Raw genomic sequence first — 13956 nt, 5'->3', positions numbered from 1 at the left:
ACGCGAAGAACCGCTGTCTTTGACGCAGGAGCTTGATCTCATCGCGTTTGGGCAACGCCTTCGCCACCTGCGTAAACAGCGTGGTCTGACCCTTTCCGACCTGGGGTCGCGGGTCAGCAGGGCGCCCAGCCAGCTGTCGCTGCTGGAGAACGGCAAGCGCGAACCGAAGCTCACGCTGCTCAAGTCCCTGGCGGCCGCGCTGGGCGTCCCCGTCGAGGAGCTGCTGCGCCGCCAGCCGCCGAACCGCCGCGCCCAGCTCGAGATCGCGCTGGAAGAGGCCCAGCGCGACCCGATCTACGCGAGCCTCGGCCTGCCCCGGCTCAAGGTCTCCGCGCGCGTGCCGAACGACGTACTCGAACACCTCCTCGGCCTGTACGGGGAGCTGCGGGCGAGGCAGGCACGCGGCACCGCCACCCCGGAAGAGGCCAGAGCCGCGAACGCCGAGCTGAGGCGCCGCCAGCGCGAGGTCGGCAACTACTTCCCCGAGATCGAGAAGGCCGCCGCCGAGGCGCTGACCTCGGTCGGCTACCGCACCGGCGCCCTGTCGCAGAGCACGATCCAGGGCCTGGTCACCCATTTCGGCTTCACGGTGCACACCGCCCAGGACCTCCCCAGGTCCGTACGCTCCATCACGGACCTCCGCAACCGCCGCATCTACGTCAAGCACGAGCAGCTCGGCATGCATACCCCCCGGACGATCCTGCTGCAGACCCTCGGCCACCTCGCGCTCGGCCACGGCAAGCCACGCGACTTCGCCGACTTCCTGCGGCAGCGCACCGAGGCCAACTACTTCGCCGCCGCCGTGCTCGTCCCTGAGAAGGCCGCCTCCCTCTACCTGCAGGAGGCCAAGTCGGACCGGGCGCTGTCGGTGGAGGACCTGCGTGACGTGTTCGCCGTGTCCTATGAGATGGCCGCCCACCGCTTCACGAACCTGGCCACCCACCACCTCGACCTGGTCTGCCACTTCGTCCGCAACGACGCGGGCGGCACGATCTACAAGGCGTACGAGAACGACGGGATCGTGTTCCCCGCCGACGAGCAGGGGGCGATCGAGGGGCAGCGGATGTGCCTGCAGTGGTCGGGACGCCAGGTGTTCTCCTCGCCGGACCGGTTCTCGGTGTTCTACCAGTACTCGGACTCGCCCACGGGCACCTATTTCTGCGTCGCGCACGTGGACCCGTCGCGGGAGCGGGACTTCGCGATCACGCTCGGGGTGCCGTTCAGGGAGTCGCGGTGGTTCCGGGGCAGGGAGACCACCAACCGCACCAAATCCAACTGCCCGACCGGCGACTGCTGCCGCCGCCCGCCCACTGAGCTGGCCGAACGCTGGGAGGGCTACGCCTGGCCGTCGGCCCGCGCCAACTCGCACGTCCTGGCCGCCCTGCCGCCGGGGTCGTTCCCGGGGGTGGACGAGGCCGACGTCTACACCTTCCTGGAACGGCACGCGGCCGCGTTCTAGACGCCTCTTCCTGAGGTCGTCCCGTAGGGCTGAGAAGCTGCGCGGCGCTGCCTCGCCGCGCGGCCGACGCCGTTCGCCTTGAGCCGCCGTGATCAGTTCGCCCCCCGGCAGCGGCGTGCCGGTATGCATTCGGCGATGCTCCCCCTTGAGCTGGTGAGGCCGCCGACCTGCGGGTCGTCCGGGCCAGGTTGCCGACTCGTCCCCAGCATCCCGCAGACGGAGGCGCATGAGCCGTGCCTTTTGTATAGGGTAGGGGGGTATGGTAGCGTCCATCGAAGAACGCGGGGGAGGAGAAGCGGATGGCCGGCTACGCCCGTTCACCCTCTCCCTGCTCGAAGCGCACCTGAGTCACTGCGTCGCCGAGGCCCAAGCCAAGGTCGAAGAGGCCAGTGACGCCATCGCCCGTCTTGTTCGTTCCTGACTTGAAAGGTTGATCGATATGAGCACCGCCACCTACACCGTCAAGGGCATGACCTGCGGCCACTGCGTCAGCTCGGTCAAGGAAGAGGTCGGCGAGGTCGCCGGCGTCACGGGCGTCGAGGTCGATCTGGCCAGCGGCCTGCTGACCGTCGGTAGTGAGAGCCCGATCGACGAGGCGAAGATCGTCGCCGCGGTCGAGGAGGCCGGATACGAAGTGGCGATTCCCTCGTGAACGCCGCAGCCAAGCTTGGCACCTACGTCCTGGGGCTGGCCGTCATCTTCGGCGGCGCCCTGGGCGTGGGCAGCGCGGTCGGCGAAGTGGCCCCGGCTCCGGCGGAGGAGAGCCACGGTGCCGCCCACTCCACCGAGGCGGCGGCCGTGGCGCCAGAGGATACCCCCGGAGGGCTTCAGGTGTCCGAGAACGGCTACACCCTCACCCCTCTCACCTCCACGATCCGCCCCGGCGAGCCCACCGATTTCCAGTTCAAGGTGACCGGCCCCGGCGGCGGGCCGGTGACCGACTACCAGGTGCAGCATGACAAGAAGCTGCACTTCATCGTGGTCTCCCGCGACCTGACGACCTTCCAGCACGTGCACCCGGCCGAGGCCGGCGGCGTCTGGACGATCAAGCTGACCCTGCCCGAGCCGGGCGCCTACCGGGCCTTCGCCGACTTCGCCCCCACGGGCGCCGATGGGCTGACACTGGGCACGGACGTGCTCGTCGCCGGTGACTACGCGCCCAAGGCGCTCCCGCCGGTCGGCCGTACGTCCACCGTGGACGGCTACACCGTCACCCTCGACGGCGACCTGATCCCCGGCCAGTCGAGCAAGCTCACCCTCAAGGTCAGCAAGGACGGCAAGCCCGTCACCGACCTGCAGCCCTACCTCGGCGCCTACGGCCATCTGGTCGCGCTGCGCGCCGGAGACCTGGCCTACCTGCACGTACACCCCGACGGCGCCCCCGGCGACGGCAAGACGGCCGCGGGTCCGGAGATAACCTTCTATGCCGAGGTGCCCAGCGGCGGCGACTACCGGCTGTTCCTCGACTTCCAGCACGCGGGCACCGTACGGACCGCCGACTTCACCGCCCAGGCGGCCCCCGCACCGGCGGGCACGCCGGCCCCCACCTCGGCGACCACGCACGGCGAACACTGACCAGGACGCGACGCGAGAAAGGAGCGGTGATGTCTCCCCTCACCGATGACCGGCCACACAACGCGGTCGAGCTCATGATCGGTGGCATGACCTGCGCGTCCTGCGCCAACCGGATCGAGCGCAAGCTCAACAAGATGGACGGCGTGACCGCCACGGTCAACTACGCGACCGAGAAGGCGAAGGTCACCTTCCCCGAAGGCATCGACCCGCAGCAGCTCATCTCGGAAGTGGAGAAGGCCGGTTACACGGCCGCGCTGCCCGCACCGCCCAAGGCCGCTGAGCAGGAGCCGCAGGACGAGCTCCGGCCGCTGCGCGACCGCCTGATCACCTCAGTGGTGCTGGCCGTGCCGGTGATCGCGATGGCGATGATCCCGCCGTTGCAGTTCACGAACTGGCAGTGGCTGTCGCTGACGCTGGCCGCGCCGGTGGTCGCCTACGCGGGCTGGCCGTTCCACAAGGCCGCCTGGACCAACCTGCGCCACGGCGCGGCGACGATGGACACACTGATCTCGCTCGGCACCATCGCCGCGCTCGGCTGGTCGCTGTGGGCCCTGTTCTTCGGTACGGCCGGGACTCCCGGCATGACGCACCCGTTCGAGTTCACGATCCAGCGCACCGACGGCGCCGGCAACATCTACCTGGAGGCCGCGGCGGGGGTGACCGCGTTCATCCTGGCCGGCCGCTACTTCGAGGCGCGCTCCAAGCGCCGCGCCGGAGCGGCCCTGCGCGCCCTGCTGGAGCTGGGTGCCAAGGAGGTCTCGGTGCTGCGCGACAGCGTCGAGACCCGCATCCCCGCCGACCAGCTCAAGGCGGGCGACACGTTCGTCGTGCGGCCCGGCGAGAAGATCGCCACCGACGGCGTGATCGAGGAGGGCGCCTCGGCCATCGATGCCTCGATGCTGACCGGCGAGTCGGTGCCCGTGGAGGTACGACCCGGCGACGCCGTCACCGGCGCCACCGTCAACGCGGGCGGCCGGCTCGTCGTCCGCGCGACCAGGGTCGGCGCCGACACCCAGCTCGCCCAGATGGCCAGGCTCGTGGAGGAAGCCCAGACCGGCAAGGCACAGGTCCAGCGGCTGGCCGACCGCATCTCCGGCATCTTCGTGCCGATCGTGATCGGCCTCGCGGTCGCCACCCTGGGCTTCTGGCTCGGCACCGGCGGCGGGGCCGGGGCGGCGTTCACCGCGGCGGTGGCCGTACTGATCATCGCCTGCCCGTGCGCGCTCGGCCTGGCCACGCCCACCGCACTGCTGGTCGGCACCGGCCGGGGCGCCCAGCTCGGCATCCTGATCAAGGGGCCGGAAGTGCTGGAGTCGACCCGCAAGGTCGACACGATCGTGCTGGACAAGACCGGCACGATCACCGAGGGCAAGATGACCCTCACCGGCGTGCACCTGGCCGACGGCGAGAACCGCGACGAGGTCCTCAGACTTGCCGGCGCGCTGGAACACGCCTCCGAGCACCCGATCGCCCAGGCCATCGCCAGGGCGGCCGGCTCCGACGCCGTGGCCGAGGACTTCGCCAACATCGAGGGCCTCGGCGTCCAGGGCATCGTCGACGGGCACGCGGTGCTGGTCGGCCGCCCGAAGCTGCTCACGGAACGGTCGCAGAACCTGCCCGCGGACCTGGAACGCAAGCTGGCCGAGGAGCAGACCGCCGGCCGCACGGCGGTGGCGGTGGGCTGGGACGGCCAGGCGCGCGCGGTGCTCGTGGTGGCCGACGTGATCAAGCCGACCAGCAAGGAGGCCATCGGGCAACTGCGCGGCCTGGGCCTGACCCCGGTGCTGCTGACCGGTGACAACGAGGCGGTGGCCAGGACGGTCGCGGCCGAGGTCGGCATCGACGAGGTGATCGCGGAGGTGCTGCCCGCCGACAAGGTGGACGTGGTCAAGCGGCTGCAGGGCGAGGGCAAGGTCGTGGCCATGGTCGGCGACGGCGTCAACGACGCCGCCGCGCTGGCCCAGGCCGATCTCGGCCTCGCCATGGGCACCGGCACCGACGCGGCCATCGAGGCCGCCGACCTGACGCTGGTCCGCGGCGACCTGCGGGTGGCCGCCGATGCCATCAGGCTGTCGCGCAGGACGCTCAGCACGATCAAGAGCAACCTGTTCTGGGCCTTCGCCTATAACGTGGCCGCCCTGCCACTGGCCGCGCTCGGCCTGCTCAACCCGATGATCGCCGGAGCCGCCATGGCGTTCTCCAGCGTCTTCGTGGTCAGCAACAGCCTGCGACTGCGCCGGTTCAGGTAACGACGGTCGAAGGGGGCCGGGGGTGTTCGCCTCCGGCCACTTCGGCTTTTCCGCCGTCTTGTTGCGGCGCCCGGCCTTGTGCGGGCTCAGCGGCCGGATTCCTGGAGGCCCTCAGCCATGGTCGGCGGGTGGGTCTTCCCGGGCTTGCCGTACACGAGAAGTGTCGTTAAAAAACGCGGTTCTTGAGAACGCGCGGGCTCAAGAACGGGGCGGTCCGTCAAGAGCGGGCGAGGGCGGCGGCTTGGTCGCGGAGGGCGTGGCGGCTCTCCGGGGAGTCTGCCTCGTCGCCCAGGATGATGCGCGCGAGCTGCGGCATCATCGACTGGAACAACGCCAGCCCCGTCAGCAGGAACAACGTGCGCGCCGTCGCCGCGTCCGGCTCTTCGCCCCGGCCCTCGGCGAGCGAGCGCGTCTTGCGCGCGCAGCGCTCGACCCGGGCCTCCTGGCCGGGGAGCAGGTCCTGGCCGCGGTAGTTGAGCGCCTCCCACATCAGCAGGCGCACCAAGTCGGGGTGCTCGCGGTAGTAGTCGGTCAGCTTGGCCACGTAGTCGGCCGGGTCGGCGCCCGGTAGCGCGATCTGCGCGGTCAGGTCGTCGAGCGCCTCGGTGATGACCGTGTCGAACAGCTTCTTCTTGCTGCCGAAATGGCCGTAGATGCGCTCCTTGTTGACGCCTGCGCGCTCGGCGATGCGATCCACGCGGGCGCCCGCGACGCCGTACGCGGCGAACTCCTCCCGCGCGGCCTCCAGGAGAGCGGCCCGGGTGGCGGCGGTCGAGACCTTGGGTGCCATGGTGTCCATCTTGCCACAACCAACTGGTTGGTTGTAACCCAACTGAATGGTTGACATCCAACTGGTTGGTTGGCTACCGTCCCGGCACATGACTCTTTCCTTTGTGCGTTCCGTGACGGCCGGCACCGGCGAACGGGGTCGGTCCCCAGGTCGCCGCCGCGTTCGGCGGGTTCGGCCCGCTCATGTACGGCCTGTCGATCGCGATGGTTCTGGCCGCCGTCGCCGTACTGGCCTCGACCCTGCCCAGACGCCCGGCCGCAGCGGAGGCGGCGGCGGCCCCGCACGGTCACTGACGGTGACTGCGGGTAGTGGGGGGTGCGGACTGCGCCGAAGGTTTGGGCGGGCTGGCTTCCGGTGAGGACTACTGGCCGGTAGGGTGTTACCGGTGGTAACGGCCGGGAGCCTGCGTGCCGTAACTGTTTTAACGGGATGTTTCAGGGAGTAACACTATGGGCGGCTTCTGTCCGGAGTTAAGCGATGACGTCGCCGAGGTGCGCGACTGGGTGCACGAGTTCGCCCGCGACGTGATCCGCCCAGCAGGCGCAGAGTGGGACGAACGCGAGGAGACCCCCTGGCCCGTCATCCAGGAGGCCGCCAAGATCGGTCTGTACTCGCTCGACTTCTTCGCCACCCAGTGGTTCGAGGAGAGCGGCCTGGCGCTGCCGGTGGCGTTCGAGGAGATCTTCTGGGGTGACGCGGGCATCGGCCTGTCCATCGTCGGCACCGGCCTGGCCGCCGCAGCCCTGTCCTCGAACGGCACTCCGGAGCAGATGGGGGAGTGGCTGCCGCAGATGTTCGGCACGGAGAACGACGTCAAGCTCGGCGCCTTCTGCGCCTCGGAGCCGGACGCGGGCTCCGACATCGGCTCGATCCGTACCCGCGCCGTGTACTCCGGCGGCGACTGGGTCCTGAACGGCGTCAAGACCTGGGCCACCAACGGCGGCATCGCGAACGTCCACGTCGTGGTCGCCTCGGTGGAACCGTCGCTGGGCACCCGAGGCCAGGCCACCTTCGTCATCCCGCCCGGCACTCCCGGCCTGTCGATGGGGCAGAAGTTCCGCAAACACGGCATCCGCGCCTCCCACACCGCCGAGGTCGTCCTGGACAACGTCCGCATCCCCGGCTCCTGCCTCCTGGGCGGCAAGGACAAGCTCGACGCCCGCCTGGCCCGCGTACGCAACGGCGGACGTGCCGGTGAGCAGGGGGCGATGCGTACGTTCGAGACCACCCGCCCCTCGGTGGCCGCCATGGCGGTCGGCATCGCGCGGGCCGGCTTCGAGTACGCCAGGGACTACGCGCGCGAACGCGAGCAGTTCGGCCGCAAGATCGGCGAGAACCAGGCGATCGCCTTCCTCCTCGCCGACATGGCGACCCGCGTGGACATGGCCCGCCTGCTCACCTGGCGTGCGGCCTGGATGGCCAGGACGGGCAAGCAGTTCGAACAGGCGGAGGGCTCGATGTCGAAACTGGTGGCGGGCGAGGCGGCGGTCTGGGTGACGGAGCAGGCGATCCAGATCCTGGGCGGGGCGGGGTATACGAGGGAGCACCCGGTGGAGCGCTTCCACCGAGACGCCAAGATCTACACCATTTTCGAAGGGACGTCGGAGATCCAGCGGTTGATCATCGGCCGTGCCGTCACCGGCCTCCAGGTTCGCTAAGAACTTCGCACGTCAGCAGGGGTGACGTGACGCGGGTAGATTCACCGCAGCACATCACCCTGCCTGATGCCTTGCCGATGGAACAGACCTCAGTTCTGTCTCAGTTCTGTCTCACCGGCTTCGAGTTGCCGGAGTTGCCGATCGATAGCTTCGCGGACTCGATTGTGCGACGAAGGCAGCATGTGAGCGTAGACACGGAGAGTAAGCGCCGGATCGGAGTGCCCCAGGTACTCGGACAAGTCCTTGATCGTCACACCACCCGCCAGAGTGACGCTGGCGAAGTAGTGGCGAAGCTGGTGTGTGCCCTCCTGGCGATTGGTGAGGTACTGACGCCGGCCTCGTGCGTCCCTGACCGGCTCAGGAAGGACCCCGGCCGTGGCGCGACCTCTGGTGGTGCGCTGCTGTCGGGTGCCCCGGCGTTATCGTCGATTGCGGCTACCTCGACGACATGCCGCAGGAGCGGGAGAGCGTCACCGACGCCTTCCTCGTGGAACTGCACGACCAGTGCGGCGACTGTTCAGCGCGCAGGGACGCGCCGCCGGAGGAGCGCCACGTGACGTGCTCCATCATCTGGACCTAACCGACCCGCCCGCCTCGCGGCCACCGCACGATCTTTGGCTGTCCATACAACACCCGATGATCACGCGGTGGCCGTACCCATGTCCGCCCAACCAGCCAGATTGCGAACTAACGCTGGAGTATTAGGCATGAATTCCTGGGACACTCGCGTTGTTGGCTAACCGCGCAGTTTGAGGCAGCTATCGCTTGCAGCTTGGGATGTTGAGCATGACGCGAGAAAATCTGCCTGCACATTGAAGTTGTTGGGGTCGCGGGGATTCCACCCGAATGCATGCTGAGCGTCGACATCCCAGAAGTAGCCGTAAAAAGTTGCAGTCCTCCATCCGGTCGGATTTCCCCGGGGCAAAATAACCTCCCTGGCCCACGAGTTTTGACGGTCAGGATTCGTAAAGAAATCGTCGCCCGTAATCCGCGTCGAGGTAGTGTTCTCGCCTATCGTGAAGTGGCCCCGGGTTAGCGTGCCCTGAACGGCTATGTCGAGCCAGGCATGGTCGAACGTGGCATCAAAACTGTTGTAGTCAACGCCGACCCGAAGGCACACCCGCTCTCTATGGCCGGTGGTGTTGGTGGTCCCCGAACATTGCCAGGTCGAAACGTCGGAATAGGTGTTGACTGCGTATGCCGGCTCCGAGATCACGAAACTCCCGAGTATGCTCAGGACGATGGCGATGAGTCCTCTTTTGTTCACACCTAACCCTCTCGGTCGCGGGATGGCACGGATGAATAAAATTGTGCCTGGATGTGATGGAAATTCTATCGGCCCAGTATCGACAGAAGATTGACAAGATATTGATATGGCTTCTTGGGAAACCGCATCGGCCACGGTCCCGGCATGTTGAAGATATGCCCCATGTGGGGGTGATTTGAGGTCAGAGGCGGAACAGCAGGGCGTCTTCGAAGTCGTATGATCTTGGGGGTATGACAGACGTTCGCGCTGGTCACAAGTGCGGGCACGTCGGTGTTGCGGTCGCGCCGGGTAGTTTGATCACAGATAGGTCGAGGGCCTACGTGGCGTTCGTCCACCTGGAGAACAGCCCCGCATGGGAGCAGGGTGACCAGGTCACCGCGCCGATGGGGCACTGGGCGTACCGGCACAGCGGCTGCGGTGAGACCATGTACGTGCCGAGCAACACCGACGCCGGCGGCGACGAGATGGTGCGCGCTGTGATGGACGTGCTGATAACGGAGTTCCTGGCCGACCCGGAGGCGGCGGACGCGGACCGGTGGGCACTGGTCCACCACCTGTCGGGGGTCGTCCAGTTGCGACGCGTCACCCGGTGGGCTGTCGACCAGGCGCTCGGCTACATTCGGTCGCTGGCGGAGATGAAGCTGGAGGAGTTCAACTCGCTGTGGTGGGCTCTTCACCACTTCGAGAACGAGGATGACCTGGTCAAGGTCGGCGCGGCCGTCTGGGAGCGGATCGACAGCCAGTACGGGAGCGTGTTATGGGTGACAACACCGCTGCCGAGCTGGTGAGAGGCGGCACGGCGTAGGCTTGCTGGTGCGTATCTGGTCCGACTTCTTCCTCGACCACGGCCTGCACAAGGTCCTCAAAACCCCGAAAGAGTGGAGACAGTGACTCCTCCCCACATTGTCGGCCTCGATATCTCCCTCACCAGCACCGGCATGGCCACCGGCCTCGGCTGATGCTCAAGGGCGGCGGCCGACTGGCGGAGGGACAACGGTGGCGGAGAAGCACCTGACTCCAGAGGATCTGGCGGACCGGGTGGGTGTACCCGTCTCGACGGTGTACCAGTGGAACTCTCGTGGCGGTGGACCGCGCTTCATGAGGATCGGCAGGTATGTCCGCTACAAGGTCGTGGATGTGAACGCTTGGGAGGAGTCGTTGTATGCGGAGCAAGTCGGCTGATCTGGCTACCTCCACGACCCTGGATCACTCTCTGTGATCTGGGGCCGTGGCGTTTCTAGCGGTCGCTGCCCTTCGTCTGGTTCTGTTCCAGTTCTGTCCGACGGTGGCTAGCGATGACAAACGATGGCAAACGAAGACAAGAGTCTGCCCAGGTCAACGCAGCTTTCGGAGTATTAGCCGCAGGTGGGCCTTTGGGGCACCCAAGATCTACACCATTTTTGAAGGGACATCGGAGATCCAGCGGTTGATCATCGGCCGTGCCGTCACTGGCCTACCGGTTCGTTGATCGCCTCGTAACAGCTTCTGGTGACGGCCGGTCCCTTGTCGGGGCCGGCCTTTTGCCGTGCGCGCGGACCGCCGGCCGGCGTGGTATGACGGTGGGCCGGTTCCTGGGCCGGACTCGTCGCCATCGGGCTAATCGGAAACCCTGTCGGAAGTCATCGCAAACAGTCTTGACATCCGCATTTCGGGCCCTCAATCTGTTGCGTATAGCGCTAGACGTTGCTCGTTGTGAAACCGGGGTGTGACAATGATCCCAGTGTGCCCTCTCGCGTCACTACCGCGAGGTGAGGCCCTCCGTCTCGATGTCGATCCGCCTATCGCGGTCTTCCACACCGACGAGGGCGACATCCTGGCGATCGATGACACGTGCACCCATCAAGACGCCTCGCTGGCCGACGGCTGGCTGGAGGGCTGCGAGATCGAGTGCCCGTTGCACGCCTCACGGTTCAACCTGCGCACCGGAGAGGTGGACGCCCCTCCCGCGAAGCGGCCGGTCCGCATCCACCAGGTCGTCGTCGAGAACGACATCATCCACGTCGTGCCGTCGGACGCGCCGCCCAACCTGCCCCCGGGCGTCACCCTGAAGGGGCAGGCGTGAAGACGGTCTGCGTGGTCGGCGCCTCGCTGGCCGGGCTGCTGACGGCGCGGGCCCTGCGGAGCCAGGGCTACGAGGGGCGGCTCGTCGTCGTCGGCGCCGAGGAGCACCGGCCCTACGACCGGCCACCCCTGTCCAAGGACTTCCTCAAGGGCGTGATCGGCGAGTCCGACCTGGCGCTGGAGGGCGAGGGTGAGCAGCAGGACATCGACTGGCGGCTGGGCGTGGCCGCCACCGGCCTGGACGCGAGCGCCCGCCGGATCACGCTGAGCGACGGCACGTCGCTCGTGGCGGACGGCATCGTGATCGCCACCGGCGCGGCCGCGCGCACGCTGCCGGGGACGGAGGGGTTGCGCGGGGTGCACACGCTGCGCACCCTCGACGACGCTCGCGCGCTGCGCGCCGACCTGGCGACCGCCAGGAGGCTGGTGGTGATCGGCGGCGGCTTCATCGGCGCCGAGGTCGCCGCCACCGCCCGCGAACTCGGCCTCGACGTGACCCTCGTCGAGTCGGGGGAGGCGCCGCTGGCCGCCGTCGTCGGCCTCACGATGGGGCGCGTCATCGCCGGCCTGCACGAGCGGCGCGGCGTCCGGCTGGTACGCCACGCCTACGTCACCGAGGTGACCGGAACGGACCGGGCCGACGGCGTACGGCTGGCCGACGGCACGCACCTGCCCGCCGATGTCGTGGTCGTCGGGATCGGCGCGGTGCCCAGCACCGGCTGGCTCCACGGAAGCGGTGTCGAACTGGGCGACGGGGTGCTCTGCGACGAGGGCGGCGGCACCTCGGTGCCGGGCATCGTCGCGGTCGGCGACTGCGCGGCCTGGTACGACCCGGCGTGGGGCAGGCACCACCGGGTCGAACACTGGACCGGCGCCCGCCAGCGGGCCGCGGTCGCGGCGGCGACGCTGCTGTCCGCCGGTACCGCCCGCCCCGAGCCCGCGCGCCCGGCCTACTTCTGGTCCGACCAGTTCGACGTGAAGATCCAGTTCATCGGGCACGCCGGCGACGCGGACACGGTGACCGTGGAGGAGGGCGACCCGGCGGACCACAGTTTCCTCGCCGCCTACCGGCAGGGGGAGCGGCTCGTGGCGGTGCTGGGCGTCAACCAGGTCCGGCTGTTCACCCGCTGGCGCCGCCATTTGGAGACCGCGCCGGTCCAGACCGGCTGAAACAGGAGTGAATCATGGCTCATGAAGTACGCGGCGTGGTCGCGATGGGCAAGGGCAAGCCGGTCAGCCTGGAGACGATCCTCGTGCCGGACCCAGGTCCCGGCGAGGCGCTGGTCAAGGTGCAGGCCTGCGGCGTCTGCCACACCGATCTGCACTACCGCGAGGGCGGCATCAACGACGACTTCCCGTTCCTGCTCGGCCACGAGGCCGCCGGAGTGGTCGAGGCCGTCGGCCCCGATGTCAGCGACGTGGCGCCCGGCGATTTCGTGATCCTCAACTGGCGGGCGGTGTGCGGGTCCTGCCGGTCCTGCTTGAGGGGGCGCCCGCAGTACTGCTTCGCCACCCACAACGCCACCCAGAAGATGACGCTGGCGGACGGCACGCCGCTCAGCCCGGCGCTCGGTATCGGCGCGTTCGCCGAGAAGACGCTGGTGGCCGCGGGGCAGTGCACCAAGGTGGACCCGGCCGCCTCCCCGGCCGCCGCAGGGCTGCTCGGCTGCGGCGTGATGGCCGGGCTGGGCGCCGCCGTGAACACCGGTGCGGTCGGCCGCGGCGACTCGGTCGCGGTCATCGGCTGCGGTGGCGTCGGCAACGCGGCGATCGCCGGAGCGCGGCTGGCCGGCGCCACGACGATCATCGCCGTCGACGTGGACGACAGGAAGCTCGACTGGGCGCGGGGCATCGGCGCGACCCACACCGTGAACGCCGGGCAGGCCGACCCCGTCGAGCGGATCAGGGAGCTCACCGGCGGCTTCGGCGCCGACGTCGTGATCGACGCCGTGGGCCGGCCGGAGACGTTCAAGCAGGCGTTCTACGCCCGCGACCTGGCCGGGACCGCCGTCCTCGTGGGCGTGCCCACCCCGGAGATGACGCTGGAGCTGCCGCTGCTCGACGTCTTCGGCCGCGGCGGCGCGCTGAAGTCGAGCTGGTACGGCGACTGCCTGCCGAGCCGCGACTTCCCCACGCTCATCTCCCTCTACCTGCAGGGCCGCTTCGACCTCGACGCGTTCGTCACCGAGACCATCGGGCTGGGCGACGTCGAGGACGCCTTCACCAAGATGCACCACGGCGAGGTGCTCCGCTCTGTGGTGGTGTTGTGATGCGGATCGAGCGCCTGGTCACCTCGGGCACGTTCAGCCTGGACGGCGGGACGTGGGAGGTCGACAACAACGTCTGGCTGCTGGGTGACGACGACCAGGTCCTCGTGATCGACGCGGCGCACGACGCCGAGGCGATCGCGCGGGCCGTGGGCGATCGCCGGGTGGCCGGGATCGTGTGCACGCACGCCCACGACGACCACGTGAACGCCGCCCCCGAACTGGCCGGGCGCACCGGGGCGCCGGTGCTCCTGCACCCGGACGACGAGCCGCTGTGGAAGCTGGCGCACATCGGCGTGGTGCCGGACGGGACGCTGGAGAACGGGCAGATCATCCCGATCGGCGACTCGGCCGTGCACGTCCTGCACACCCCGGGGCATGCCCCGGGAGCGGTGTGCCTGTACGTTCCCGAGCATGGCGTGCTGTTCTCAGGTGACACTCTGTTCCACGGCGGCCCGGGGGCCACGGGCAGGTCGTACAGCGACTTCCCCACGATCATCGCGTCGATCAGCCGGTCCCTGCTCACGCTGCCCCCGGAGACGGTGGTGCACACGGGGCACGGCGACGACACCAGCATCGGAGCCGAGGCTCCGCAGCTCGAGGACTGGATTCGCCGAGGACACTGACCCG

The 13956-nt window shown here is 68.6% G+C and carries 14 protein-coding genes and 2 pseudogenes; 13 read left to right on the top strand and 3 right to left on the bottom strand.

The window, feature by feature from the left end; all coding sequences use genetic code 11:
* Nucleotides 1-19: 19 nt before the first annotated feature.
* The 5 genes and pseudogenes from AB0F17_RS03470 to AB0F17_RS03450 all read left to right on the top strand — a co-directional run bounded on the left by AB0F17_RS03470 (nucleotide 20) and on the right by AB0F17_RS03450 (nucleotide 5283).
* Nucleotides 20-1459 (top strand): helix-turn-helix domain-containing protein, encoded by a 1440-nt coding sequence (locus tag AB0F17_RS03470; RefSeq protein WP_358015674.1) that lies wholly within the window; start codon nucleotides 20-22, stop codon nucleotides 1457-1459.
* Between the two features lie 307 nt (nucleotides 1460-1766).
* A pseudogene (locus AB0F17_RS03465) lies at nucleotides 1767-1880 on the top strand (transcriptional regulator); the annotation flags it as partial.
* A gap of 18 nt (nucleotides 1881-1898) precedes the next feature.
* Nucleotides 1899-2111, top strand: a complete 213-nt coding sequence (locus AB0F17_RS03460; protein WP_358015484.1) for a cation transporter — start codon at nucleotides 1899-1901, stop codon at nucleotides 2109-2111.
* Entirely contained in the window at nucleotides 2108-3034 is a 927-nt protein-coding gene (locus AB0F17_RS03455; RefSeq protein ID WP_358015481.1) for a hypothetical protein, read from the top strand. The genes AB0F17_RS03460 and AB0F17_RS03455 overlap by 4 nt, the downstream gene beginning before the upstream one ends.
* A 29-nt stretch (nucleotides 3035-3063) precedes the next feature.
* Nucleotides 3064-5283 carry a heavy metal translocating P-type ATPase gene (locus AB0F17_RS03450; RefSeq protein WP_358015478.1) on the top strand — a complete coding sequence of 740 codons (2220 nt, stop codon included), beginning with the start codon at nucleotides 3064-3066 and terminating at the stop codon, nucleotides 5281-5283.
* A gap of 217 nt (nucleotides 5284-5500) precedes the next feature.
* On the opposite strand, the gene AB0F17_RS03445 is transcribed toward AB0F17_RS03450, so the two are convergent.
* A complete protein-coding gene (locus tag AB0F17_RS03445) occupies nucleotides 5501-6073 on the bottom strand; it encodes a TetR family transcriptional regulator (protein WP_358015475.1) in 573 nt (190 codons plus the stop codon).
* 449 nt (nucleotides 6074-6522) lie between these two features.
* Here AB0F17_RS03445 and AB0F17_RS03440 point away from each other — a divergent pair, with 449 nt between their 5' ends.
* The gene (locus AB0F17_RS03440; protein ID WP_358015472.1) at nucleotides 6523-7731 is read left to right on the top strand and encodes an acyl-CoA dehydrogenase family protein; all 1209 of its coding nucleotides are present in this window, start codon (nucleotides 6523-6525) and stop codon (nucleotides 7729-7731) included.
* A gap of 89 nt (nucleotides 7732-7820) precedes the next feature.
* Here AB0F17_RS03440 and AB0F17_RS03435 read toward each other — a convergent pair.
* A pseudogene (locus AB0F17_RS03435) lies at nucleotides 7821-8024 on the bottom strand (hypothetical protein); the annotation flags it as partial.
* A gap of 155 nt (nucleotides 8025-8179) precedes the next feature.
* Between AB0F17_RS03435 and AB0F17_RS03430 the strand changes: the two are divergent.
* Nucleotides 8180-8311, top strand: a complete 132-nt coding sequence (locus tag AB0F17_RS03430; protein WP_358015469.1) for a hypothetical protein — start codon at nucleotides 8180-8182, stop codon at nucleotides 8309-8311.
* A 156-nt stretch (nucleotides 8312-8467) separates the two neighbouring features.
* Here AB0F17_RS03430 and AB0F17_RS03425 read toward each other — a convergent pair whose 3' ends face one another.
* The gene (locus AB0F17_RS03425; RefSeq protein ID WP_358015466.1) at nucleotides 8468-8998 is read right to left on the bottom strand and encodes a hypothetical protein; all 531 of its coding nucleotides are present in this window, start codon (nucleotides 8996-8998) and stop codon (nucleotides 8468-8470) included.
* A 320-nt stretch (nucleotides 8999-9318) separates the two neighbouring features.
* On the opposite strand from AB0F17_RS03425, the gene AB0F17_RS03420 reads away from it, so the two are divergent.
* From AB0F17_RS03420 to AB0F17_RS03395, 6 genes are all read left to right on the top strand, one after another.
* On the top strand, nucleotides 9319-9786 hold the full coding sequence (locus AB0F17_RS03420; RefSeq protein ID WP_358015463.1) for a hypothetical protein: 468 nt from the start codon (nucleotides 9319-9321) through the stop codon (nucleotides 9784-9786).
* A gap of 208 nt (nucleotides 9787-9994) precedes the next feature.
* Nucleotides 9995-10180, top strand: a complete 186-nt coding sequence (locus AB0F17_RS03415; RefSeq protein ID WP_214643621.1) for a helix-turn-helix domain-containing protein — start codon at nucleotides 9995-9997, stop codon at nucleotides 10178-10180.
* Between the two features lie 529 nt (nucleotides 10181-10709).
* Entirely contained in the window at nucleotides 10710-11060 is a 351-nt protein-coding gene (locus tag AB0F17_RS03410) for a bifunctional 3-phenylpropionate/cinnamic acid dioxygenase ferredoxin subunit (RefSeq protein WP_358015460.1), read from the top strand.
* Nucleotides 11057-12229 carry an FAD-dependent oxidoreductase gene (locus AB0F17_RS03405; protein WP_358015457.1) on the top strand — a complete coding sequence of 391 codons (1173 nt, stop codon included), beginning with the start codon at nucleotides 11057-11059 and terminating at the stop codon, nucleotides 12227-12229. The genes AB0F17_RS03410 and AB0F17_RS03405 overlap by 4 nt, the downstream gene beginning before the upstream one ends.
* Nucleotides 12230-12243: 14 nt before the next feature.
* Nucleotides 12244-13329, top strand: coding sequence for an S-(hydroxymethyl)mycothiol dehydrogenase (locus AB0F17_RS03400; protein WP_358015454.1), 1086 nt, complete (start codon nucleotides 12244-12246; stop codon nucleotides 13327-13329).
* Nucleotides 13329-13952, top strand: a complete 624-nt coding sequence (locus AB0F17_RS03395) for an MBL fold metallo-hydrolase (RefSeq protein WP_358015451.1) — start codon at nucleotides 13329-13331, stop codon at nucleotides 13950-13952. Before AB0F17_RS03400 ends, AB0F17_RS03395 begins: the two co-directional genes overlap by 1 nt.
* Nucleotides 13953-13956 lie beyond the last annotated feature (4 nt).

It is taken from the genome of Nonomuraea sp. NPDC026600, assembly GCF_040638335.1.
Classification (GTDB): Bacteria; Actinomycetota; Actinomycetes; order Streptosporangiales; family Streptosporangiaceae; genus Nonomuraea.
This window is presented reverse-complemented; position numbering and strand designations above follow the sequence as displayed.

Coding starts and splice junctions, on each gene's coding strand:
- AB0F17_RS03460 (WP_358015484.1), top strand. CDS start 1,899: ATGAGCACCGCCACCTACACCGTCAAGGGCATGACCTGCGGCCACTGC.
- AB0F17_RS03450 (WP_358015478.1), top strand. CDS start 3,064: ATGTCTCCCCTCACCGATGACCGGCCACACAACGCGGTCGAGCTCATG.
- AB0F17_RS03445 (WP_358015475.1), bottom strand. CDS start 6,073: ATGGCACCCAAGGTCTCGACCGCCGCCACCCGGGCCGCTCTCCTGGAG.
- AB0F17_RS03440 (WP_358015472.1), top strand. CDS start 6,523: ATGGGCGGCTTCTGTCCGGAGTTAAGCGATGACGTCGCCGAGGTGCGC.
- AB0F17_RS03430 (WP_358015469.1), top strand. CDS start 8,180: ATGCCGCAGGAGCGGGAGAGCGTCACCGACGCCTTCCTCGTGGAACTG.
- AB0F17_RS03410 (WP_358015460.1), top strand. CDS start 10,710: ATGATCCCAGTGTGCCCTCTCGCGTCACTACCGCGAGGTGAGGCCCTC.
- AB0F17_RS03400 (WP_358015454.1), top strand. CDS start 12,244: ATGGCTCATGAAGTACGCGGCGTGGTCGCGATGGGCAAGGGCAAGCCG.
- AB0F17_RS03395 (WP_358015451.1), top strand. CDS start 13,329: ATGCGGATCGAGCGCCTGGTCACCTCGGGCACGTTCAGCCTGGACGGC.